General features: G+C 71.3%; 24 protein-coding genes and 1 tRNA gene. 13 read left to right on the top strand and 12 right to left on the bottom strand.

The genetic code is table 11. The features are described 5' to 3' along the window. Positions 1–122: 122 nt before the first annotated feature. Positions 123–2,081, bottom strand: a complete 1,959-nt coding sequence (locus tag B2363_RS13580; protein WP_286930834.1) for an acetoacetate--CoA ligase — start codon at positions 2,079–2,081, stop codon at positions 123–125. 170 nt (positions 2,082–2,251) lie between these two features. Between B2363_RS13580 and B2363_RS13575 the strand changes: the two genes are divergently transcribed. After that, a complete protein-coding gene (locus tag B2363_RS13575; protein ID WP_286930833.1) occupies positions 2,252–3,379 on the top strand; it encodes a zinc-binding dehydrogenase in 1,128 nt (375 codons plus the stop codon). Positions 3,380–3,424: 45 nt separating this feature from the next. Here B2363_RS13575 and B2363_RS13570 read toward each other — a convergent pair whose 3' ends face one another. The 5 genes from B2363_RS13570 to B2363_RS13550 form a co-directional block, all read right to left on the bottom strand. Continuing rightward, positions 3,425–5,392 carry an acetoacetate--CoA ligase gene (locus B2363_RS13570; RefSeq protein ID WP_286930832.1) on the bottom strand — a complete coding sequence of 656 codons (1,968 nt, stop codon included), beginning with the start codon at positions 5,390–5,392 and terminating at the stop codon, positions 3,425–3,427. A 172-nt stretch (positions 5,393–5,564) separates the two neighbouring features. Then, positions 5,565–5,638 (bottom strand) — tRNA-Pro (locus tag B2363_RS13565). An 18-nt stretch (positions 5,639–5,656) separates the two neighbouring features. Next, complete coding sequence (locus B2363_RS13560; RefSeq protein ID WP_286930830.1) at positions 5,657–6,559, bottom strand: metallophosphoesterase; 903 nt, start codon at positions 6,557–6,559, stop codon at positions 5,657–5,659. A gap of 33 nt (positions 6,560–6,592) precedes the next feature. Continuing rightward, positions 6,593–7,189: a response regulator transcription factor gene (locus tag B2363_RS13555; RefSeq protein ID WP_286930828.1), complete on the bottom strand. Its 597-nt coding sequence runs from the start codon at positions 7,187–7,189 to the stop codon at positions 6,593–6,595. After that, positions 7,186–8,313 (bottom strand): sensor histidine kinase, encoded by a 1,128-nt coding sequence (locus B2363_RS13550; RefSeq protein WP_286930826.1) that lies wholly within the window; start codon positions 8,311–8,313, stop codon positions 7,186–7,188. Before B2363_RS13550 ends, B2363_RS13555 begins: the two co-directional genes overlap by 4 nt. Before the next feature lie 97 nt (positions 8,314–8,410). Between B2363_RS13550 and B2363_RS13545 the strand changes: the two genes are divergently transcribed. From B2363_RS13545 to B2363_RS13535, 3 genes are read left to right on the top strand one after another with little or no spacing between them, the layout of a single operon-like run. Next, positions 8,411–9,349 carry an ABC transporter ATP-binding protein gene (locus B2363_RS13545; protein ID WP_286930824.1) on the top strand — a complete coding sequence of 313 codons (939 nt, stop codon included), beginning with the start codon at positions 8,411–8,413 and terminating at the stop codon, positions 9,347–9,349. Then, a complete protein-coding gene (locus B2363_RS13540) occupies positions 9,346–10,107 on the top strand; it encodes an ABC transporter permease (RefSeq protein WP_286930823.1) in 762 nt (253 codons plus the stop codon). The genes B2363_RS13545 and B2363_RS13540 overlap by 4 nt, the downstream gene beginning before the upstream one ends. A gap of 33 nt (positions 10,108–10,140) precedes the next feature. Continuing rightward, positions 10,141–10,602 (top strand): GatB/YqeY domain-containing protein, encoded by a 462-nt coding sequence (locus tag B2363_RS13535; RefSeq protein WP_286930822.1) that lies wholly within the window; start codon positions 10,141–10,143, stop codon positions 10,600–10,602. Positions 10,603–10,608: 6 nt separating this feature from the next. Here the strand turns inward: B2363_RS13535 and B2363_RS13530 are convergent, their stop codons facing one another. Further along, on the bottom strand, positions 10,609–12,792 hold the full coding sequence (locus B2363_RS13530) for a transglycosylase domain-containing protein (protein WP_286930820.1): 2,184 nt from the start codon (positions 12,790–12,792) through the stop codon (positions 10,609–10,611). 206 nt (positions 12,793–12,998) lie between these two features. Between B2363_RS13530 and B2363_RS13525 the strand changes: the two genes are divergently transcribed. After that, entirely contained in the window at positions 12,999–13,256 is a 258-nt protein-coding gene (locus B2363_RS13525; protein ID WP_181753412.1) for a WhiB family transcriptional regulator, read from the top strand. A gap of 6 nt (positions 13,257–13,262) precedes the next feature. On the opposite strand, the gene B2363_RS13520 is transcribed toward B2363_RS13525, so the two are convergent. Further along, positions 13,263–14,462, bottom strand: a complete 1,200-nt coding sequence (locus tag B2363_RS13520) for an ArsA family ATPase (RefSeq protein ID WP_286930818.1) — start codon at positions 14,460–14,462, stop codon at positions 13,263–13,265. Beyond that, a complete protein-coding gene (locus B2363_RS13515; RefSeq protein ID WP_286930817.1) occupies positions 14,459–15,439 on the bottom strand; it encodes an ArsA-related P-loop ATPase in 981 nt (326 codons plus the stop codon). The genes B2363_RS13520 and B2363_RS13515 overlap by 4 nt, the downstream gene beginning before the upstream one ends. A 77-nt stretch (positions 15,440–15,516) precedes the next feature. Here B2363_RS13515 and B2363_RS13510 point away from each other — a divergent pair, with 77 nt between their 5' ends. From B2363_RS13510 to B2363_RS13495, 4 genes are read left to right on the top strand one after another with little or no spacing between them, the layout of a single operon-like run. After that, positions 15,517–15,672 (top strand): DUF4177 domain-containing protein, encoded by a 156-nt coding sequence (locus B2363_RS13510; protein WP_153302903.1) that lies wholly within the window; start codon positions 15,517–15,519, stop codon positions 15,670–15,672. A 1-nt stretch (position 15,673) separates the two neighbouring features. After that, a complete protein-coding gene (locus tag B2363_RS13505) occupies positions 15,674–16,132 on the top strand; it encodes a RidA family protein (RefSeq protein ID WP_286930816.1) in 459 nt (152 codons plus the stop codon). Between the two features lies 1 nt (position 16,133). Continuing rightward, positions 16,134–16,946 (top strand): NUDIX hydrolase, encoded by an 813-nt coding sequence (locus B2363_RS13500; protein WP_286930815.1) that lies wholly within the window; start codon positions 16,134–16,136, stop codon positions 16,944–16,946. Then, positions 16,943–17,710 carry an MBL fold metallo-hydrolase gene (locus B2363_RS13495; protein WP_286930814.1) on the top strand — a complete coding sequence of 256 codons (768 nt, stop codon included), beginning with the start codon at positions 16,943–16,945 and terminating at the stop codon, positions 17,708–17,710. The genes B2363_RS13500 and B2363_RS13495 overlap by 4 nt, the downstream gene beginning before the upstream one ends. A gap of 10 nt (positions 17,711–17,720) precedes the next feature. Here B2363_RS13495 and B2363_RS13490 read toward each other — a convergent pair whose 3' ends face one another. Both B2363_RS13490 and B2363_RS13485 read right to left on the bottom strand, forming a co-directional pair. Next, positions 17,721–18,356: a maleylpyruvate isomerase family mycothiol-dependent enzyme gene (locus B2363_RS13490; RefSeq protein WP_286930813.1), complete on the bottom strand. Its 636-nt coding sequence runs from the start codon at positions 18,354–18,356 to the stop codon at positions 17,721–17,723. Positions 18,357–18,360: 4 nt separating this feature from the next. Next, the gene (locus B2363_RS13485; RefSeq protein ID WP_313601230.1) at positions 18,361–19,056 is read right to left on the bottom strand and encodes a Crp/Fnr family transcriptional regulator; all 696 of its coding nucleotides are present in this window, start codon (positions 19,054–19,056) and stop codon (positions 18,361–18,363) included. 63 nt (positions 19,057–19,119) lie between these two features. Here B2363_RS13485 and nth point away from each other — a divergent pair, with 63 nt between their 5' ends. The 4 genes from nth to B2363_RS13465 are packed head-to-tail and all read left to right on the top strand — an operon-like array spanning position 19,120 to position 22,484. Next, on the top strand, positions 19,120–19,851 hold the full coding sequence (gene nth, locus B2363_RS13480; protein ID WP_286930809.1) for an endonuclease III: 732 nt from the start codon (positions 19,120–19,122) through the stop codon (positions 19,849–19,851). After that, positions 19,848–20,510 carry an NUDIX hydrolase gene (locus B2363_RS13475; RefSeq protein ID WP_286930807.1) on the top strand — a complete coding sequence of 221 codons (663 nt, stop codon included), beginning with the start codon at positions 19,848–19,850 and terminating at the stop codon, positions 20,508–20,510. Before nth ends, B2363_RS13475 begins: the two co-directional genes overlap by 4 nt. 1 nt (position 20,511) lies before the next feature. After that, entirely contained in the window at positions 20,512–21,678 is a 1,167-nt protein-coding gene (locus B2363_RS13470; protein ID WP_286930806.1) for a MarP family serine protease, read from the top strand. Continuing rightward, entirely contained in the window at positions 21,669–22,484 is an 816-nt protein-coding gene (locus B2363_RS13465) for a hypothetical protein (protein WP_286930805.1), read from the top strand. Before B2363_RS13470 ends, B2363_RS13465 begins: the two co-directional genes overlap by 10 nt. On the opposite strand, the gene B2363_RS13460 is transcribed toward B2363_RS13465, so the two are convergent. After that, complete coding sequence (locus B2363_RS13460; RefSeq protein WP_181753422.1) at positions 22,462–22,890, bottom strand: phage holin family protein; 429 nt, start codon at positions 22,888–22,890, stop codon at positions 22,462–22,464. The two genes, B2363_RS13465 and B2363_RS13460, sit on opposite strands and share 23 nt — an antisense overlap. Positions 22,891–22,924 lie beyond the last annotated feature (34 nt).

Below are 22,924 nucleotides of genomic sequence, written 5' to 3'. Positions count from 1 at the left end.
CGGTGATCGAGCCCGTGTATCGAGATCGCCGGGCCGGTGATCGAGTAGCACCGCGAGGAACGAGCGGGCGTATCGAGATCACCTGACCGGGTCTCGATACGCTCGGGCGCTGAGCGCCCTCCCTACTCGACCTGCTCGGCAAGCCTCGCAAAGTCGTCGAGGACCTCGGGGTTCTGCAGCGCGCCCTTGGCCGCCGCGTCGTCCACCGGGGTGCCGCGCAGGATCTTCTTCACGGGCACCTCGAGCTTCTTGCCCGAGAGGGTGCGGGGCATGCCGCGCACCTGGTGCACCTCGTCGGGCACGTGGCGCGGCGACAGCTTGGTGCGCAGCTCGACGGCGATCCGCTTCGTGAGGTCGTCGTCGAGCACGGCGCCCTCCACGAGCGCCACGAACAGCAGCAGCCGGCCGGCGCCGCCCTCGGTGTCCTCCAGGTGCACCACGATGCTGTCGGCCACCTCGGGCATCGACTCCACGACGGAGTAGAACTCCGAGGTGCCCAGCCGCACGCCGCCACGGTTGAGGGTGGCGTCGCTGCGGCCCGTGATCGTGCAGGAGCCGTAGGACGTCAGGTTGATCCAGTCGCCGTGACGCCACACGCCGGGGAAGTCCTCGAAGTAGGCCGCGCGGTAGCGCGAGCCGTCGTCGTCGCCCCAGAAGCCCACCGGCATCGAGGGCATCGGCTGCTTGATCACGAGCTCGCCGAGCTGGTCGCGCACGGGGTGGCCCGACACGTCGAAGGAGTCGACGTCGCAGCCCAGCGACCGGCACGAGATCTCGCCCGCGTAGACCGGCACGATGGGCGCGGCACCCACGAACGCCGCGCACGTGTCGGTGCCGCCCGAGACCGAGGCCAGCTGGACCTTCGGATCGAGCTCGTCGTACACCCAGCGGAACCCGGCCTCGGGCAGCGGCGCACCGGTGGACCCGAGCGCGCGAAGCGCCGAGAGGTCGGCGACCTGCGCGGGGTGCAGCTCCTCCTTGCGGCACTGCAGCAGGAAGGGGGCGCTGGTGCCGAAGTACGTGACGCCCACCTCGGCGGCCATCTGCCACAGCGCACCGAGGTCCGGGTGGGCCGGGTTGCCGTCGAACATCACCACGGTGGCGCCCGCGCCGATCCCGGACACGAGGTAGTTCCACATCATCCAGCCGGTGGTGGAGAACCAGAAGAACCGGTCGTCCGGTCCTAGGTCGCTCTGCAGGATGAGCGCCTTGAGGTGCTCGATCGTGATGCCGCCGTGGCCGTGCACGATGGGCTTCGGCAGGCCTGTGGTGCCCGAGGAGAAGAGCACGTAGAGCGGGGTGTCGAACGCCAGCCGCTCGAACTGCAGCGGGCCGGAGCGACTCGTGAACCGCTCCCACGTGATCGCCGCCTCGGGCGCGGGCGCGGCCTCGTCGAGGTACGGCAGCCACACCATCGTCCGCACACTTGGCAGCGCGGCCGAGATGGTGTCCACCTGCTCGCGCCGGTCGATCCCCTTGTCGCCGTACTGGTAGCCGTCGACGGCGAGCAGCACGACGGGCTCGATCTGCTGCCACCGGTCGATGACGCTCTGCGTGCCGAACTCGGGGGCGCAGGAGGAGAACACCGCGCCGAGGCTGGCGCTGGCCAGCAGCAGGACGAGGGTCTCGGGGATGTTCGGGGCGTAGGCCGCCACGCGGTCGCCGGCCTCCACGCCGGCGTCGAGCAGGCCCTGACGTGCCCGGGCCACCTGGTCGCGCAGCTCGGCGGCTGTCAGCCGGACCTCGTCGCGGCTCTGCGACCGCGCGATCACCACGACGTCGTCGTCGGCACGGCCGGGCATCCGCAGCATCGCCTCGGCGTAGTTCAGCCGCAGCTCGGGGAACCACCGCGCGCCGGGCATCGACGCGTCCGGCAGCACCGGCTCGGGGCTGCCGTCGTGCGGTAGGTCGAGGTACTCCACCCACGCGCCCCAGAAGCCGGCCAGGTCGTCGACCGACCACTGCCACAGGGCGTCGTAGTCGGGCACGTCCACGCCACGGGTGGCGGCGATCCAGGAGGCGAAGCGCTCGATCGCGGTGTCGCCGGTGCGTGCGGGCTCCCAGAGAACGTCGGCAGGCATGTCGGCAGTGTAGGACTCACGCCGGACGGCCACCCAGGACCCTGACGACATTCGAGTTCTCGGCCCGGGTACTAGCCTCGACGGAGGACACCCCCACCGATCTCGACCGAACGAGGCGCAGTGATGACACGAGCACGGACCCCTTCCGCCCCCGCCCACGGTTCGATCTCATGACCGCGCTGACAGGCCTCGAGCTCCGCAGCACGATCACCGCGGGCGGAGAGCTGCGGCTCGAGCTCGAGGAGGTCACGGTGCCCGATCCCGGACCCGACGAGGTCGTCATCAAGGTCGAGGCGGCACCGATCAATCCCTCTGACCTCGGTCTGCTGATCGGCCCGGCCGACCTGTCGACGATGCACGGCTCGGGAACTCCCGACCGCCCCGTCATCACGGCAGAGGTCCCGGCGAAGCGCATGGCCGCCGTGGCGGCGCGGCTCGATCAGTCCCTCGCGGTCGGCAACGAGGGTGCCGGAACGGTCGTGGCGGCGGGTGTCAACGCCACCCACCTGGTCGGCAAGAGGGTCGGCGTCATGGGACTCGCGATGTACGCGGAGTACTGCGTCGTGCCGGCCTCCGGGTGCAGCGTCCTGCCGGACGGTGCCACGGCGGCCGATGGCGCGGCGATGTTCGTCAACCCGCTCACAGCCCTCAGCATGATCGAGACCATGCGGTCCGAGGGCCACACCGCCATCGTGCACACCGCGGCTGCGTCGACGCTCGGACAGATGCTGCTGCGCGTGTGCCTGGCCGACGGGATCGACCTGGTCGCCATCGTGCGAAGCCAGGAACAGGTGGCGCTCCTGCGTGAGGCGGGCGCCACGCACGTGCTCGACAGCACGGCCGACGACTTCGACGAGGCGCTGGCCGACGCGATCACCGCTACCGGCGCGACGATCGCCTTCGACGCGATCGGTGGCGGGACGCTGGCCGGCCAGATCCTGCACGCGATGGAGGTCGGGATCAACCGGCGCGGTGACGGAACGTACAGCCGCTACGGCTCGGACGCGAAGAAGCAGGTGTACATCTACGGCGGCCTGGACCTGAGCCCGACGGTCCTGACTCGCACCTTCGGCATGTCGTGGAGCTGCGGCGGCTGGCTGCTGATGCCATTCCTGGCCGCGGCGGGTCCGGAGGTCGAGCAACGGCTGCGCCAGCGGGTGGTCGACGAGCTGACGACGCTTTTCGCCAGCGACTACGCCCACCGCATCACGCTGGCCGAGGCCCTGCAGCCGGAGGTGCTGGCGAAGTACGTCCGGAAGCAGACCGGCGAGAAGTACCTGATCGTCTCGCCGGACTGACCCGGGCCCCTCCGGGATCGCTACGGTTCCTCCCGGGCCCAGCTCTCAGCCGCGCTCGGCCACCTGCTTCAGGCGACGCTCGGCACGGTCCTGGAACTCCTCCATCAGGCTGAAGTCGTCGACCGCGGTGCGCGCGACGACCTGGTCCATGGCCGTTCCCTGGATGAGCCGCTTGATGGGCACCTCCAGCTTCTTGCCGGTCTTGGTGTGGGGGATGCCGCGGACGGCGATGACCTCGTCGGGGACGTGACGCGGGGAGGCCTTCTCCCTGATCCGGGTGCGAATGGTCTCGACCAGGGCGTCGTCGAGCTCGGTGCCGTCCTGCAGCACCACGAACAACGGCATCCAGTACCCGCCGTCGGCCTCCTCCGCACCGATGACCAGAGCCTCGACGATCTCGTCCATCGACTCGACGGCCGCGTAGATGTCGGCGGAGCCCATCCGCACGCCGTTGCGGTTGAGGGTGGAGTCGGAGCGCCCGTGGACGACGACCGTGCCCCGATCCGTGACCGTGATCCAGTCACCGTGGCGCCACACGCCGGGATAGGTCTCGAAGTACGCCGCGCGGTACTTGGCGCCGTCCGGGTCGTTCCAGAAGCGCAGGGGCATGCTGGGCATCGACCGGGTGACGACGAGTTCGCCGACGTGGTCGATCACGGGTCGTCCGTCGTCGTCCCAGGCGGCGGTGGCGATGCCCAGCCCGCGCACCGAGAGCTCACCCGACCAGATCGGCACCGTGGGAGCACCCATCGCGAAGGACGCGCACACGTCGGTGCCACCGGACTGGGAGAACAGCGGGATGGGCCCGACCTCGTCACGGACGTAGGCGAAGGAACGCTGCGCCAGGGGCGAACCGGTGCTGCCCATCATCCGCAGGTGCGAGAGGTCGTGCTCGGCCGCAGGCCGGACCCCCGCGTCCTGGGACATCATCAGGAAGCCGGGGCTCGTGCCGAAGATCGTGACCTGGTGGTCCGCGACGATCTTCCACAACGACGAGTCACCGGTGGGCTTGGGAGCCCCGTCGAAGCACACCACCGTGGTGCCGGTGCCGAGCGCACCCGCGAGCGAGTTCCACATCACCCAGCTCGGCGAGGTGTACCAGAAGTAGACGTCGTCGACGCCCATGTCCCAGTGCAGGTTGCCGGACTTCGCCTGCTCGACCGCGACTCCGCCGTGGGAGTGCACGATTCCCTTGGGAAGGCCGGTCGTCCCGGACGAGAACAGGACCCAGAGCGGGTCGTTGAAGTCCGTGTCCACCGGCTCGAACGGAACGTCGGTGGCCACCGCGTCGGACCAGTCGATGACGTCGTCGAGGCCGGGTCCCAGTCGCGTCACGCCGATGACGCCCCGCAGGCTCGGAAGGCTGGACCGCAGCTCGCGAACCGCCTCACGCTGGTCGCGCTCACGTCCGTTGAAGAGGTGGCCGTCGGCCGCGATCAGCAGGACCGGCTCGAGCTGGGCGAAGCGATCGGTGGCAGCCTGCGCGGCATAGTCCTGTCCGACGCCGGCCCACAGGGCGCCGAGCGAAGCGGTGGCGAGGAAGGAGATCAGCGCCTCGGCGACGTTCGGCAGGTAGCCCACCACCACGTCGCCGCGGTTCACCCCGAGCTCGCGCATGGTCGCAGCGAGATTGGCGGTCTGACGACGCAGCTCGTCCCACGACACCGTCTCCGCCGAGCCGTCCTCGCCCACCGTGACGATGGCGGTCGACGACCCCTCGGCTCGCGGGCGCAACAGGAACTCGGCGGTGTTCACGCCCGACCCACGGAACCAGACGGGGCTCGGCATTCCCTCCTCGGGAAGCACGTCGGCGCGATCGACCGGGGGGCCCACCTCGAAGCGGTCCCAGATGGCGTGCCAGAAGCCCTCGATGTCCGTGACCGACCAGTTCCACAGGTCGTCGTAGGTCGGGACGTCCACGCCTCGCTCATCGCGCAGCCAGGCGGTGAAGCGGTGCAGCTCGGTCTCGACCGAGGGGTCCGGGTGCCAGATGATCTCGGGCGTGGTGGACATGGTCGCCTCTTCTGTCACTCGTCGAAGGTCACCGGCCCGTCGGGCGGTGAAGTTGAAATCACCTTCATTGTCGCGGTGGCGGACCTCGGCGCGCAAGGGACCCCGGGAATGACAACAGCCGAACCCGCGTATGCAGGTCCGGCTGTGCTCGATGTCCTGAGACATCGGTGGGTCGGGGTGACAGGATTTGAACCTGCGGCCTCGTCGTCCCGAACGACGCGCGCTACCAAGCTGCGCCACACCCCGTGTGCAACCTCAGGAATTCTACCCGGTCAAGGTGAGGACTGTCGCCTCGGGGCGGCAACAGAATCTGAACGGCGTGAACGGCGACGTGCCGCAGCCGGCCGACACGTGCAGCCAGGACGCGTCGTGCCCGGGCGTGCGGTGCGTGTGCAGGCCGTTCGCCCGCCCCCGGTCGATGTCGCAGTTCGTGACGAGTGCACCGAATCCCGGCACCTGCAGCTGGCCGCCGTGGGTGTGCCCGGCCAGGATGAGCTCGTTGCCCGCGGCGTTGAAGGAGTCCAGCACGCGCAGGTAGGGCGCGTGCGCGACGCCGATCCGCAGGTCGGCGGTGGCATCGGCCGGCTGGTGGTCGGGACGGTCGAACCGCAGGTGGGGGTCGTCGACGCCGGTGAAGGCGATCCGGGTGCCGTTGACGGTCAGCACGTCGCGAGCGTTGTTGAGATCGCGCCAGCCCTGGTGCGTCAGCACCGTGCGCAGCTCCTCGAACGGCAGGTCGCGCGGACGTTCCCAGTCCCCGCCGACGTCCACGCCGGTGCCGCCGCTCAGGTAGGTCGCGGGATTCTTCAGCTTCGGCGAGTAGTAGTCGTTCGAGCCGAAGACGAACACGCCCGGCACCTGCAGCAGCCCGGCCAGCGAGGTCACGAGAGGCGCGACGGCGTCGCGGTGGGCGAGGTTGTCGCCGGTGTCCACCACGAGGTCGGGCTCGAGCGCCGCGAGGGACTCCAGCCACTCCTGCTTGGCCCGCTGGCCGGGGGTGAGGTGGATGTCCGACAGGTGCAGCACCCGGATCGGGTCGTGGCCCGCGGGCAGCACCGGTGCCGTGAACTCCCGGACGACGAAGCGGCGCGAGGCCTCGACGTAGGAGTAGGCCAGGGTGCCCAGCCCGAGCGCCGTCGTCGCGGTCAGCAGCCGGCCCAGTCCCATGCGGCCAGCCTAGTGGCGGGGACCGGAGCGGCGTCAGATCCAGCCGTGCTCGTAGGCGTGCTCGGCAGCCTCGTGCCGCGACGACGTGTCCGTCTTGGCCATCGCGTTCGACAGGTAGTTGCGCACCGTGCCCTCGGCGAGGTGCAGCGTCCCGGCGATCTCGGCGACCGAGAGGTGCCGTCGGGTCAGCCGCAGAGCGTCCAGCTCGCGATCCGACAGCGGGCAGGACTCGGCCTCGAGCGCGGCGGCCGCGACCTCGGAGTCGACGTAGCGCTTCCCCGCGGCGACCTGGCGGATCACCTCGGCCAGCGCCGAGACCGGGCTGGACTTGGGCACGAAGCCCGCGACCCCCGCCGCCATGGCGCGACGCAGCACTCCCGGCCGCGCGTGGCGGGTCATCAGGACCGAGCGCGAGTGGCCGTCGATCTGGGTGGCCACCTCGATGCCGTCGGTGGGGGGCATCTCGAGGTCGAGCAGCACCACGTCGGGCTCGTGCAGCCGCACCAGGTCCAGACCGTCGGCCCCGTTGGCCGCCTCGCCCACGACGTCGAGGTCCTCCTCCAGCGCCAGCAGCGCCACGATCGCGCTGCGGATCATCTCCTCGTCGTCGACGACCACGACCCGGATCACGTGAGCACCTCGACGGTGAAGACGTCGCCTTCGCGTCGCACGGAGAGGCGACCACCGGCGGCGGCCACCCGTTCGGTGAGCGACGCGAGGCCCGAGCCGTGCGACGAGGCCGCCGGCTCGGTCGCCCCGTCGTTGACGATCGTGAGCCGGTCCGGCACCGCGGAGATCCGCACCGACGTCGCGTCGCTGTGGCGCAGGATGTTCGTGGTGGCCTCGCGCAGCGCCAGCGCGAACAGCGGCCGGTCGAGCTCCTCGGAGCACTCGACCACGACCTCGGCGCCCGTGGCCTCGAGCACGGCGGCGGCGTTCGCGATCTCCTCGCGCAGGCTCGTGCGCCGGTAGCCGCGCACGATCTCCTTCGTCTCGGTGATGGCCGCGCGGGCGATCTGCTGGACCTCGGCCATCGACGCGCGGGCGGCGTCCGGGTCGCGGTCGAGCTGCCGCTCCGCCAGCTCGGCCTTCAGCGCGATGACCTGGAGGTGGTGGCCCTGAACGTCGTGGAGGTCCGCGGCGAGCCGCAGGCGCTCGCGCACGGCGGCCAGGTCGGCCTGGGCCTCACCGCTCGAGCGGACGTGGAGCATGAGCTGCCACAGCCAGACCTGGAAGATACAGACCGCCGGCAGGAAGAGCGCGAGGTAGAACAGGACCCAGCCGCCCTCAACGTCGAGGTCGCGCAGCTGCTCCCATCCCCCGACGGCGTACACCCCGAGCAGGGCGGGCAGCGTGACGATGAGCAGCATGTTCCGGCGCCGAGCTGCGAGGTCGACCGCCAGCAGCGACACCACGAGCCACGGCACCATCACGATGCCCACGGGGAAGGCCGGCGGGATCCACGCCAGCGGCAGGACCAGGAGCGCCGGTGCGAGGTACCGTGCCCGCTGCGACCACGTGAGCTGCTCGTGCCCGAGCCCGGCGCGGGCGGAGACGACCAGCGGGCGGCACGAGAGCAGGACGACGGCCGCGATGACCACCAGGAGCAGCGCGTTGCGGAGCACCGCCGTGCCCTCGACGAGGTCCGACGTCGCGCGGACGACCGGCCCGGCCAGCCCGATCGCGACGTAGATCCACAGGCTCACAGCCGTGTAGCGCCACGTCGCGAGGAAGCCGTCGGGGTTCGAGCTCACGGCTCGACCGTAGCCGAGGAGGCGCATGACAGATGTCATCAGTCGTGGTGACGCCACGCTCTGGTGGGGGCGGCCGCGGGTCGGCGAGGGTGGAGCCATGGAGACCAACGACAGCACCGTGATCGAGGCCCGGGGACTCGTGTGCTCGTACGGCGACTTCACCGCCGTACGGGACGTCGACCTCACCGTGCACCGCGGTGAGCTCTTCGCCCTGCTCGGCACCAACGGCGCGGGCAAGACCACGACCATGGAGACCCTCGAGGGCCATCGCGCGGCCGACGGCGGGCAGGTACGCATCCTGGGGCTGGACCCCGTCGCCGATCGCGCCGCCCTGCGGCCCCGGCTCGGCATCATGCTGCAGGAGACCGGCTTCGCGGGTGACCTCACGGTGCGCGAGACGGTCGACCTGTGGGCCAGCCTGACGACCAACCCCGGCCCGACCGACGAGGCGTTGGAGCGGCTCTCCCTGGGGGACCGCGCGGGCACCCGCGTGGTCCAGCTCTCGGGTGGTCAGCGGCGACGGCTCGACCTCGTCCTGGCGACGCTGAACCGGCCCGAGGTGCTGTTCCTGGACGAGCCGACCGCGGGGCTCGACCCCGAGTCGCGCGAGTCCGCCTGGCGCTTCGTCGCCGACCTCAAGGCGAGCGGCACGACCGTCGTCCTGACCACGCACTACCTCGAGGAGGCCGAGGCCCTCGCGGATCGGGTCGCGATCATGCACGAGGGCCGCCTCGCCACCGAGGGCACGCTGACCGACGTGATCGGCACCGCCCCGGCCGCGATCGAGTTCAGCATCGCCGACCGTCCCGGCGCCGACCTGGACCGCGAGCTGCGCACCGTCGTCGACCCCGTCGGCGTGCAGATCGAGGCGGGGCGGGTCCGGCTCGACGTCGATGACCTGCAGACCTCACTCGGGCGGCTGCTGCGCTGGGCCGACCAGCACGGCCACCGCCTCGAACGACTCAACGCCTCGGAGGCCAGCCTCTCCGAGATCTTCTCCCGCGTCAGCCACAACCGACTGGAGGATGCCTCATGAGCACCACGACCCACGCGTCGCCGACGTCGATCACCCGCATCCGGGCCATCGCCGGCTCCGAGTTCCGCCTCATCGCCCGTTCCAAGGCCGTGCTGTTCAGCGCCACGCTGCTGCCGCTCATGTTCGCGGTGTTCCTGTTCGTGCAGCGCGACGCGGCCGTCGAGGCCTCCGGCGACGCGGTCGCGTCCGTCGGCATGGTCTCGATGGTCGTCATGTTCTTCGTGACGTTCACCGTCTACATCACGGCGACGACGACCCTCGTGACGCGTCGGCAGGACCTGTTCCTCAAGCGGCTGCGCTCGGGCGAGTCCCCGGACCTGGTCATCCTGACCGGACTCCTGCTCCCGCCCGTCGCGCTGTGCCTGCTCCAGACCGCGGTCGTCATGGCCGTCATGATCGCCCTCGGCAACGGTGTTCCCGGCGCGTGGTGGTGGCTCGTCCTGGCCCTCGTCGGGCTGCTCGCGGCCTGCGTCACCGCCGCCACCGCGACCGCCGCCCTGACGCCCAACCCCAGCGCCGCCCAGATCTCGAGCATGCCCTTCGTGGCGCTCGCGCTCGGCACCCTGATCGCCTCGCCCATCACCGAGAACCCCTGGCTCGACCTCACCCCGGGCGGCGCCCTCGTGACCTTGGTGCGGGCCGCCTACGAGATCGACGTGTACGGCAACGTCGGCGTCGCCGTCGCGGGACTCGCCCTGTGGACCTACGTGGGCTACGACCTGACGAAGCGGCTGTTCCGCTGGGAGCCGCGGCACTGACGGCCTGTCGCGGGGCGGTGGGAGAATGGGCGCATGTCAGCTCTCAAGGACCAGCTCCGCGACGACCTCAACACCGCCCTCAAGGCGCGTGACGCGCTGCGCACCTCCGTGATCCGCATGGTGCTCGCCGCGATCACCAACGCCGAGGTGGCCGGCAAGGAGGCACGCGAGCTGACCGACGACGACGTGCTCACCGTGCTCTCGTCGGAGGCCAAGAAGCGCCGCGAGTCGGCCACCGCGTTCGACGAGGGCAACCGCCCCGAGCTGGCCGACAAGGAGCGCGCCGAGGCGGCGATCCTGGCCGAGTACCTCCCCGAGCCGCTGAGCGACGAGGAGATCTCCGCGCTCGTCGCGGGGGTCATCGAGCAGACCGGCGCCGCCGGCGAGGGCATGAAGGCGATGGGCAAGGTCATGGGCGCCGTCACGGCGCAGACCAAGGGCCGGGCCGACGGCGGGGCCGTGGCGGCCGAGGTCAGGCGTCAGCTGGGCGCCTGAGTCCGCTCAGTCGTCGTCCCCGCCGCGACCGCGTCCGCGGCCCCGGTCGTCGTCGCCGCCACCGCCGCGCCGCGGAGCCGCCTTGGGCGCCGAGGGCAGGGAGACGGAGTCGAACTTGGCGGGGGTGAGTGACTTCTCGATCTCGCCCATCGCCGCCTTCCACTGCGGACCGGCCAGCGAGGAGCCGCCGGCCTGCGCGAACGACACCGGCGTGCCCCGCAGGGTCGTGCCGACGAGTCCGGCCGGCTGGCCCTTCTTGTTGATGCCGGCGATCATCGAGGCCGCCGCGATCTCGGGGGTGTAGCCCACGTACCAGACGGCCTTGCTGTCGTTGGTCGTACCGGTCTTGGCCGCCGACGGGATGCTCAGGCCGGTGCCGTTGCTGTGGCCGAAGCCGCCCGGCTGCTGCAGGCCGACGAGGATTGCGTTGACCGTCGCGGCGGTCTTCTTGCTCATCGCGCGCTTGCACTCGGGCTTGTACTTCTTGATCGTCTTGCCGCTGCGGTCGAGGATCTCGGCGACCGGGGCGGGCTCGCAGTACATGCCGCCGGCGGCGGGCGTGGCGTAGGCGGCCGCCATGTCGAGCGGGCTGACGTCGATCGGGCCCAGCGTGAACGACGGGATGTAGCTGCCGGGGCTGCCCTTGTCGACATCGGGCTCGGCGGTGGGGATGCCCATCTTCTTGGCCATCTTGACCGTCTCGCACAGGCCGGCATCGCGCTCGAGCTGGGCGAAGTAGGTGTTCACCGAGCGGCGCAGGCCGGTGACCATGTTGAAGCCGCCGGCACCCGTGGAGTTCTTGACCTCCCACTGGCCGGTGCCGTTGCCGTCGCAGTCGAAGTAGGTGCCCGTGGGGATCCTCATCGTCTGCGGCGAGTTGTAGGACTTGCTCGCCGGGATGCCGTCCTCGAGCGCGGCGGCCGCCGTGAACATCTTGAAGGTCGAGCCGGCCTGGAAGCCGTTCGAGTCGCCGTACCGACGCGGCACGGTGAAGTTGATGTACGTCTCGCCCTTCTTCTTGCCCATCGAGCGCGACTGGCCGATGGCGCGCACCTTGCCGGTGCCGGGCTCGACGAGGGCCAGCGAGCCGATCGCCTTGTCGTTGGCGCCGACGTACTTGGTGACGGCCTTGTTGACCGACTTCTGCATCGAGAGGTCGATGTTGGTCTTGATCGTCAGGCCGCCGCGCTCGAGCATCGCCTGGCGCTGCTTCACGGTCTCGCCGAGCGCCGGCTCCTGCAGCAGGTAGCGGCGGATGTAGTCGCACGAGAACGCGGCGTCGGAGTCGACGCAGCCGTTGGGGAACGAGGTGATCTTCAGGCCGATGGGGGTGGCGCTGAGCTTCTCGGCCTCGGCGGCGGGGACCTTGCCCAGCCGCGCCATGACGCCGAGCACCGTGTTGCGGCGCTGCAGCGCGCGCTCGGGGTAGATGCGCGGGTTGAACTGCTCGGGGTTCTGGACCAGTCCGGCCAGCGTGGCGGCCTGGGCGGTCGAGAGCTTGTCGGGGCTGACCGAGAAGTAGTGGTAGGCCGCGGCGCGGATGCCGTACGCCCCGTCGCCGAAGTAGGCGATGTTCAGGTAGTGCTCCAGGATCTCGTCCTTGGAGTACTTCTTCTCGTAGTTGATCGCCAGCTTCAGCTCGCGGATCTTGCGCGCGGTGGAGACCTCGGTGGCGGCGGCGCGCTGCTCCTTCGTGGTGGCCTGCTGCACGAGGGTCAGCTTCACCAGCTGCTGGGTGATCGACGAGCCGCCCTGGGTGTTGCCCGCGGAGGCGTTGTTCATCAGGGCGCGCAGGGTGCCCTTGAGGTCGAGGGCGCCGTGCTCGTAGAAGCGGTAGTCCTCGATCGAGATGATCGCCGTCTGCATGACGGGGGCGATCTTCGCGAGCGGCACGTCCTGGCGGTTCTCCTGGTAGAAGTACGCGACGCGCTTGCCGTTGGAGGCGATCAGGCGGGTGGTCTGGGGGTTCGGCAGGTCCTGCAGCGCGAGCGGCAGGTCGACGATGTCCTTGCTGGCCTTGTTCGAGGTGGCGGCCAGGAAGGCGGTGCCCGGCACGAAGATCGCCGCGACGATCACGCCGGCCAGCGCCGAGAGCCACGCGATCGAGCCGATCGCCCCCAGCTTGGACGTCGGCCGTGGTTCGCTCTCGGCGACCTTCTTGATCGAGTCACCCATGTCCTGCCAAGCCATGGACACGAGGATACGGGAGATCGGCAACCGGATTCGCCAGCGCGGACGCGGCGCGGACGAGGCCCGCATGACTAGTTGGAACTATGTATCAACTACCCGGACGAATCTGTCCGGTTCGCTTCCTGATCCCTACGCTGAAGTCACAGCAGAAACAAACCTCCTTCCGGTCACGGGGACCGGCGGGATCTCGGGAAAGGTCTCTGCGCATGTGGAACAACAACTGGTCTCAGGACGCAGCCTGCTTGGGAAAGTCCGACGATCTCTTCGTCAAGGGCGCTGAGCAGAACCGCGCCAAGCTCGTCTGCAACGGGTGCGACGTCCGGGCCGAGTGCCTCGCCGAAGCCCTCGACAACCGCATCGAGTGGGGCGTGTGGGGCGGCATGACCGAGCGCGAGCGCCGTGCGCTGCTGCGCCGCAAGCCCAACGTGCGCAAGTGGCGCGAGCTGCTGGTCACCGCCAGCTGACCTGTCTCAGACGCCCTGCGGGGCGCCGAGGTGGTCGCCGATCACCCTGAGTCCGGCGAGGTCGTGGACGTCCGTGTCCAGCGCGGGCACGGGCACGACCTCCACGTTCCGGTGGGCGGCACTGAACCGCTCGCGCAGCCGGTTCTCCCGCTCCGCCAGGCGCATCCGCTCGGCATGGACGTCGAGCAGCTCGGCCGTCCGCCGCTCGGCCGCCTTGCCCTGGGCCAGCCGGGGCGACGCCGACTCCGCGTCGGCCGCCGACACCCCCGCCGCCGACTCGTCGTGGACGCGGTTCACCACGAGGCCGGCCAGCGGCATGTCGTCGGCCGCCAGCCGCTCCACGAAGTAGGCCGCCTCGCGCATCGCCGCCGACTCGGGCGCCGCGATCACCAGGAACGCCGTCCCCTCGGCCTGCAGGAGCGAGAACGTCGCCTCCGCGCGCTGGCGGAAGCCGCCGAAGAGCGTGTCGAACGCCGCGATGAACGTCTGCATGTCGGTGAGCACCTGGGCGCCGAGCACCTTGTTGAGCGCGGCCGTGACGATCCCCAGTCCCGCCGACAGCAGGCGCGCCGGGCCACGCGCGGGCGCCAGCATGAGGCGGATGAACCGGCCGTCGAGCAGTGACGAGAGCCGCTCGGGCGCGTCGAGGAAGTCCAGCGCCGAGCGCGACGGAGGCGTGTCGACGACGATGAGGTCCCACCGGTCCTCCGCGTGCAGCTGGCCGAGCTTCTCCATCGCCATGTACTCCTGCGTGCCCGCGAACGAGCTCGACAGCGCGACGTAGAACGGATTGGTGAGGATCTCCGCCGCCTTCTCCGGCGAGGCGTGCGCCTCGACCACCTCGTCGAAGGTGGTCTTCATGTCGAGCATCATCGCGTCCAGCGATCCGCCGGCCGACGTGTCGATCCCCTGCACCGGGCGAGGCGTGTTGTCCAGCTCGAGCAGTCCCAGCGACTGGGCCAGGCGTCGCGCGGGGTCGATCGTGAGCACGCAGACGGTGCGGCCGCTCTCGGCGGCGCGCAGGGCGAGCGCGGCCGCCGTGGTGGTCTTGCCGACGCCGCCCGAGCCGCAGCACACGACGATGCGGGTCTTCGGGTCGGCGATCAGGGCGTCGACGTCGATGCGCGCCGGCTGCTCGGTGCTGGAGAGTCGGCGCTCGGTGCGCGGCCGGCGCTCCTTGCGCGTCGTCGTCACCCGGGTGCTCATCGGGCGTCCTCCACGAGGGGTGCGAGCTGCTCCGCGAGGTCCTGCAGCGCACCGAGGTCGATGCCGCCCGTGAGCAGCGGCAGCGACACGTGAGGCCGGCTGCACGCGTCGATGATCCGCTGCTGCTCGGTCTGGAGGTGCTGGCGCTCGACGTGGCCGAACCCGTCGGCCACGAGCGTGGCCGCGGCCTCGCGCGGCAGGCCGGCCCGCTCCAGCACGGGAGCCACCGCCTTCGCGTCGAGCCGCCCCGCCTCGAGGGCCTCGACGGTGTCGGCCGACAGCAGCGACGGACGGACGAGGTTCACCACGACATGACCGACGGGCAGGCCCTCGCGGGTCAGCTCGTCGATGCCGTCGAGCGTCTCCTGCACGGGCATCTCCTCCAGCACCGTGACGAGGTGCACGGTCGTCTGCGGGCTGCGCATCATCGTCATGATCGACTCGGACTGGGTCTTGATCGGGCCGACCTTGGCCAGGCCGGCGACGTCGTCGTTGACCCCCAGGAAGCGCGCGATGCGGCCCGTGGGCGGCGCGTCGACCACCACGGCGTCGTAGACGAAGTCGGAGGACTTGCCGCCCTTGCGGCGGCGGGCGGCCTCGTAGACCTTGCCCGTCAGCAGGACGTCGCGCACGCCCGGCGCGATCGTCGTGGCGAAGTCGATGACGCCGAACTTGTCGAGCGCCCGGCCCGCGCGGCCGAGGCGGTAGTACATCTGCAGGTACTCCAGCAGCGCCGCCTCGGGATCGATCGCCAGCGCGTGGACGTGGCCCCCGGCATCGCTCGTGGCGATGCGGCGCTCCTCGTAGGGCAGCGGCGGAACGTCGAAGAGCTGCGCGATGCCCTGGCGCCCCTCGACCTCGCACAGCAGCACCGTGAGTCCGCGCTCGGCGAGGGCGAGGGCGAGGGCGGCGGCCACCGTGGTCTTGCCGGTGCCGCCCTTGCCCGTCACCACGTGCAGGGGGGTCGAGTTCGCCACGTCGTCGAGACTACCGAGGGTGCGACGGAAGTGTCGGGCGAGAACCGCGCCCGCCCGTGCGGGATACAGTCGGCCCCATGACCAAGTGGGAATACCTGACGGCCCCGGTGCTCGTCCATGCGACCAAGCAGATCCTCGACAACTTCGGCCGTGACGGCTGGGAGCTGGTGCAGATCGTGCCCGGCATGAACCCGGAGAACCTCGTCGCCTACTTCAAGCGCCCGGTGGCCTGACATGGGTGCCGTCGTCGAACGCCTCGCCTCGATGGGCATCAGCGTGCCCGAGGTCGCTGCACCGGTGGCGTCCTACGTCCCGGCCCTGCGCAGCGGCAGCCACGTGTACACGTCGGGCCAGCTGCCGTTCGTCGACGGCGTCCTGCCGGGCACCGGCAAGGTCGGCGCAGAGGTCTCGCCCGAGGACGCCCAGGGGTACGCGCGACTGTGCGCCCTGAACGTCATCGCCGCGATCGCCTCGGTGGTCGACCTCGACTCCGTCGTGCGCGTCGTGAAGCTGAACGTCTTCGTGGCCAGCGCGCCCGACTTCACGGGTCAGCCGGCCGTGGCCAACGGCGCGAGCGACCTGATGGCCGCCGCGTTCGGCGCCGCCGGCTCGCACACGCGCAGCGCCGTGGGCGTCGCCGTCCTCCCGATGGACACGCCCGTCGAGATCGACGCGGTCGTCGAGGTGGCCTGACGTGCTGGTTCCCCTTCCGGCACCCATGCAGGAGCGTCTCCGGGACTTCGATCCCGCCACGGCCGCCGCACCCAGGGACGCCGCGACCATCGCCGTCGTGCGTGACGGCGCCGAGGGCCTCGAGGCCTTCCTCATGCGCCGCCACTCCGGCATGGCCTTCGCCGCGGGCATGTACGTCTTCCCCGGCGGCGGCGTGCAGGACGACGACGGCGAGCCGATGACGTGGGTGGGTCCGCCTCCCGAGGCGTGGGCCGAGCGGTTCACCTGCTCCCCCGAGCTGGCCGGCCGCCTCGTGGTCGCGGCCGTCCGCGAGACGTTCGAGGAGACCGGCGTGCTGCTGGCCGGCCCCGACGAGGACTCCATCGTGGGCGACACCACCGACCTGGCCTGGGCCCGCGAGGCACTCGAGGCCAAGGAGCTGTCGTTCGCGCGCTTCCTCGCCGACGAGAAGCTGGTGCTCCGCGCCGACCTCCTCGGCGCGTGGGCGCACTGGATCACCCCGGCGCTCGAGCCGCGCCGCTACGACACGCGGTTCTTCGTCGCCGCCCTGCCACGCGGCCAGCGAATCGGCACCGTCAGCACCGAGGCCGACAAGTCGCTCTGGGCGCCCCTGTCGCAGGTGCTGGCGCTCGTGGACGAGGGCCGTGCGGCGATGCTGCCGCCCACCGCGGTCACGTGCCGTGAGCTGGCACCCCTTCCCGCCGCCGAGGTGCTCGAGGCGGCCGCCACGCGCGAGATCCGTCCCATCGAGCCGCAACTCGTCCAGCAGGACGGCCAGTGGTGGCTCGAGCTCGAGCGGGAGGAGCACCTGTGAGCGAGCGTCAGCACGTCACCGAGCGCGCGTCGTTCATCCTGGCCGACAACCCCGGGATCATGACCCTCGACGGCACGAACACCTGGATCCTGCGCGAGCCCGGCGCCTCGCGCTCGGTCGTCGTCGACCCCGGCCCCGACCTCGCGGAGCACCTCGATGCCGTCGTGGCCGCTGCGGGCGAGGTGGCACTCGTCCTCTTCACGCACCACCACGGCGACCACACCGACGCCCTCGACTCCATCGTCCGGACCACGGGCGCACCCACCCGGGCGATCTCGCCGGAGTACACCCGGGACGCCGACCCGCTGACCGACGGGGCGCGGATCGAGCTCGACGGACTCCTCATCGACGTGGTGGCCGCACCGGGTCACACGAAGGACTCGGTGGCGTTCGTGCTGCCGCAGGATCGTGCCCTGCTCAGCGGTGACATGGTGCTGGGCCGCGGCACCACCGTCGTGGCCCACCCCGACGGGGCGCTCGGTCCCTACCTGGAGTCGGTGCGCCGGTTCCGCTCGCTGGTGACCGACGGACACGTGTCGACGATCCTGCCCGGCCACGGGCCGGTCGTCACGGATCCGGGCCCCGTCCTGGACTTCTACCTCACGCACCGCGAGGAGCGCCTCGACCAGGTGCGCGACGCGGTCTCGCGCGGCGCTCGCACCGCACGTGAGGTGGTGGAGACCGTCTACGCCGACGTCGATCCCGTGCTGTGGGGCGCCGCCGAGCTCTCGGTGCGCGCCCAGCTGGAGTACCTCGAGGCCTGAGCCGCGGCGGTCAGGACTGGGCGATCCGCCGGCTCAGCTCCCGGACGCCCGGGCCGCTGAGCTCGGCGCAGGCCTCCGCACGCCCCGCCATCGCCAGGGTGAGTGCCAGCAGCCCGCCCCTCACGGCCGGACCCGATCCCACGGCGAACGGCGCATCGTCCGCCTCCAGCGACAGGTCGCGGACCAGGGTGCGGCTGTTGACCGCGAAGTCCTTCGCGGCGAAGAACTCGGCAACCTCGAGGAGCGCGGCCGGGGAAGGCACGAGCTCGATCCCCAACGGCCGGACGATGTCCTGGCTGTGGACGACGACCTCACCGAGCATGGCGACGTGGGCACCGGCTGCCGCGGTGCGGCTCGGCACGAGCGCGCGGAACGTCGCGAGCGTCTCGGCCGGCGTCGCGCCTCGGTGCCGGGCGACGAGGCGGTCGTTGTGCTTGTCCTGGTCGAACCGGGCGCGCGCGATGCTGGCGATCCAGGCCAGGGTGCCCGTACTCGCGGCGGCGCTCAAGTGGGCCACGACGTCCTCCACGGACCATCGCGGGCACCGTGACGTCGTGCGCCACTGATCAGGACTCAGCGGCTCCAGTGCCTCGACCAGTCGAGCGCGCTCGTTCCGGATGAGGGCCTGGACCTCGGCTGCTGGCAACCGCTCAGCGGGAGCGGCGCTTGAGCCGCTCGAGGTCGAGGATGATGACCGAGCGGGGCTCGAGGCGCAGCCAGCCGCGCGACGCGAAGTCGGCCAGCGCCTTGTTGACCGTCTCGCGCGAGGCGCCGACGAGCTGCGCCAGCTCCTCCTGCGTGAGGTCGTGGTTGACGTGGATGCCGTCGTCGGCCTCGCGACCGAAACGCGCGGCGAGGTCGAGCAGCGCCTTCGAGACGCGACCGGGGACGTCGGAGAACACGAGGTCGCCCACGACCTCGTTGGTGCGGCGCAGGCGCCCGGCGAGCTGGTTCAGCAGGGCGTAGGCCACGTCGGGGTGCGACTGGAGCACGGGGTTGAGCGCGCTGTGGCCGAGGCTGCGCAGCTCGGTGTCGGTGACGGCCGTGGCCGTGGCCGAGCGCGGGCCCGGGTCGAAGAAGGAGAGCTCGCCGAACATCTGTCCGGGGCCCAGGATCGCGATGAGGTTCTCGCGACCGTCGACCGAGCGACGGCCGAGCTTGATCTTGCCCTCGATGACGACGTAGAGCTGATCACCCTCGTCGCCCTCGCCGAACAGGACCTCGCCGCGGCGCAGGGTCACCGGCGACATGGAGGACTCGAGCGCGCCGGAGGCGTCGTCGTCGAGGCCGTTGAACAGAGGAGCTTGGCGCAGAACTTCGTCGGTCACAGCGTTAGTTTCCCACATGCAACCCAGATCACACCCACCTTGGGCCCGCGCGCGTGTGATGTGTCCGGATACGGTGTTAGCGTGCCAGCCGAATCGACGCCCGCGACCTCGCGTCCGGCCACGTCCCTCGTACGGCGCGCACGCAAGATCAACCGGGTCCTGGCGCAGACCTACCCCGACGCCCGGTGCGAGCTCGACTTCGAGAATCCCTTCCAGCTGCTGGTGGCCACGGTGCTGTCGGCCCAGACCACCGACCGTCGCGTCAACGCGATCACACCCGCCCTCTTCGCGGCGTATCCCGACGCCGCCGCGCTCGCCGGCGCCGACCGCGCGGCGGTCGAGGAGATCGTCCGGCCCACCGGGTTCTTCCGCGCCAAGACCGAGAGCATCCTGGGCCTGTCGTCCGCGCTCGTCGAGCGCTTCGACGGCGAGGTCCCGGGGAGGCTGCCCGACCTGGTCTCCCTGCCGGGCGTCGGCCGCAAGACCGCGAACGTCGTCCTCGGCAACGCCTTCGACGTCCCCGGAATCACCGTCGACACGCACTTCGCCCGCCTCGTGCGCCGGTGGGAGTGGGTCGACGAGGCCACCGCGAAGGACCCCGTGAAGACCGAGCACGCCGTCGGCGCCCTGTTCCCGCGCAGCGACTGGACGATGCTGTGCCACCACGTGATCTGGCACGGGCGCCGTCGCTGCCACGCGAAGGTGCCCGCCTGCGGCGCCTGCCCCGTCGCGCAGTGGTGCCCCTCCTACGGCCTGGGTCCCACCGACCCCGAGGTGGCCGAGGCGCTCGTCACCACGCAGGGGCCCGCATGACCGACTCCTCCCACGCGGCCGCTCCCCTCGTCGGACTGCCGGAGTGGCTGCACCCGCTCGCCGAGATGCTCGACTCCGTGGAGGCCGAGCACCTCGCTCCCCGGTTCCCCCACCCGCCGCCGGAGGCTCGCCCCGCCGCCGTGCTGATGCTCTTCGCCGACGGCGCGCAGGGCCGCGAGCTGCTGCTCACCGAGCGCGCGGCCACGCTGCGCAGCCACGCTCGGCAGATCTCGTTCCCCGGCGGGCGGCAGGACGCCACCGACCGCGACCCCGTCCACACGGCGCTGCGCGAGGCGCAGGAGGAGGTCGGCCTCGACCCGACCGAGGTCGTCGTCTTCGGCTCCCTGCCCACGCTGTGGCTGCCGCCGAGCAACCACGCGGTGACCCCCGTGCTCGGCTACTGGACCGACCCGCGCCCCCTGCACGCGCACAGCCCCGACGAGGTCGAGAAGGTGCTGCCCACGCCGCTCGACCTGCTGCTCGACCCCGACCGGCGCTTCAGCGTCGTGCACCCCTCGGGCTGGACCGGACCCGCCTTCGACATCGGCACGGACGTCCCCCTGTGGGGATTCACCGCCGGCATCATCGCCCGCCTGTTCGAGCGCCTGGGGTGGGAGCGCCCTTGGGACGCCACCCGGACCCGACCCATCCCGGAGTGACATGAACTGGCTCGATGTCGTCCTGGTCGTGACGTTCGTGGTCTACGCCTACGCGGGGTGGGTGCACGGGTTCGTCTCGAACGTCTTCTCCGGAGGTGGCCTGCTGCTGGGCTTCCTGCTGGGCATCGCCCTGGCACCGCGGTTCTTCACGCAGGGCGAGGGCGACCCGATGCAGGCCGTCATGTCGATCGTCCTGGTGTTCGTCGTGGCCGGCATCGGCAACTTCGTCGGCACCCTCATCGGGCGGTCGCTGCGCATCCGCCGCGGGCCCGGTCGCGCCGTCGACGCCGTCTTCGGGGCCGCCTTCGGCGCCGTCGTGGTGATGGCGGCCTCGTGGGCCCTCGGCTACGCGGTGAGCGCCTCCACGCTGCCGTACGTCAGCTCGGCGGTGCGCGACTCCTCCGTGCTGGCGCGCGTCGACAACCTCATGCCCGAGCGCGCCGGCGAGGCCCTGCGCGCGTTCACCGACACCCTCACCGGCGACGTCTTCCCGCGCTACCTCGATCCGTTCGAGACCGAGATCATCCCCGACACCGAGCCGCCGGACGAGGCCACCCTGGCCCTGAAGTCGGTCCGCTCGGCCCGCCAGAGCGTCGTGCGGCTGCTCGGACAGGCCGAGTGCCGGCGCACGATCGAGGGCTCCGGGTTCGTCATCGCCCCGGAGCGCGTCATGACGAACGCGCACGTCATCGCCGGCGTCGACCGGCCCACGGTGACGCTGGGCGACCGCAGGCTCGAGGCGCGTCCGGTGTGGTTCGACACCCAGCTCGATCTCGCGGTCGTCGACGTCCCGGGCCTCGACGGCACCCCGCTGCGCTTCGACACCGGCGCGCAGCAGGGCGACCCCGCCGCCGTGCTGGGCTTCCCCGAGAACGGCCCCTTCGACGCCCGCGCCGCGCGCGTCCGCGGCCGGCTCGACCTGAGGGGCCCCGACATCTACGGCGACGGCCGCGTGTCGCGCGACGTCTTCTCGATCCGCTCGCTCGTCCGCTCGGGGAACTCCGGCGGCCCGCTGCTCTCGGCACGTGGCGACGTCATCGGCGTCATCTTCGCCGCGTCACTGTCCGACCCCGAGACGGGCTACGCGGTGACCGCCAGGGAGAGCCTGCCCGTCGCGCAGGCGGCCACGCGGGCCACCTCGACCGTCGACACCGGGGCGTGCGCCTGATGCGCACGCTCGCCACCGCGCTGCTGTGGTGCGTCGCGACCCTGGCCACGTTCGTCGCGATCGGCGCCCAGTGGTCCGCGGCGCACCTCCAGGACGAGAGCGGCTTCGTCGAGCTCACGTCGCGCGTCGGCGACGACCGGGAGGTGCAGGAGGCCGCCGCGGCACTCGCCGGCGAGGCGTTCGCCGACCAGACCGGCCTGCCGATCGCGTGGCACGATCAGGTGACGTCCGCCGTCAGCCGGTCGATCCTGCGCCTGACGGAATCGCCCGACTGGAGCAGCGCCTGGCGCGACACCACCCGCAGCACGCACCAGCGACTGTTCGCCGAGCCGACGCCCACCGACATCCGGGCCGACGTCGCGCCGCTGGTGAACCTGGCCATCGCCGAGGTCGACCTGCCGATCACCCTCCCGGGTCCCTCCGAGCTGCCGGTCACCGTGAGCGACGAGGACCCGGCCGACCTCGTCGCTGCCGTCTCACGCGCCCGCGACATGACGCTCGTGGCGATCGGGGTCGCGCTGGTCGCGGGGGTGATCGCCCTCGCAGTCTCACGTCGGCGCTCCACCACGCTGGCCGCGCTCGGGATCGGCGTGCTGCTCGCGGTGGGTGCGTGGTGGGTCCTGGGCCGGATGGCCCTGCCGCAGTTCATCGAGGACCAGGCGGCCGCCACGGCCTACGGCCGGGAGCTGCACGAGGTGCTGACCGACCGGATCGTGGCGTCGCTCGACACGACGCTGCTCTGGGTGGCGCTGGGCGGCGCCGCGCTGACGCTGCTGGGCCTGCTCAGCCGCGCGCGGCGGTCTTGACGCGCGTCCCCGGCGAGGGGCTGCCCGGCTTCAGGGCCCCCGGAAGCTGGCGCACCGTGCCGATCGTGTTCTCGGGCGCGCGCACCTTCTTGAAGCGGGTCCAGGCCACGAGCACGAGCACCACGGCGAGCAGCAGGTAGAACGCCGTCACGATCAGGAACGCCCAGGCGGGGTGCAGCCCGGTCATCGTCAGGAAGTACGCCACGGTGATCGAGGCGAGGATCAGGACCAGCAGCAGCAGGAACGCGGCGACGGCGACGAGGGCGACGCCGATGCCTCCCGCCTTCACGCTGACACGCAGCTCCGACTTCGCCAGCGCGATCTCGTGCTGGACGATCGACGAGAGGTCGCGGGTCACGTCTGCGACGAGTCGTCCGATCGTGGGGTCGTCCGTGGTCTTCGTCATGGCCCGAGAGTACCCAAGTCCGGGCGCGACAGCC

It is taken from the genome of Aeromicrobium sp. UBA7512, assembly GCF_002476985.1.
GTDB classification, from domain to species: Bacteria; Actinomycetota; Actinomycetes; order Propionibacteriales; family Nocardioidaceae; genus Aeromicrobium; species Aeromicrobium phoceense.
The sequence above is the reverse complement of the archived record's forward strand: the minus strand, read 5'-3'. Positions and strand labels throughout refer to the sequence as shown.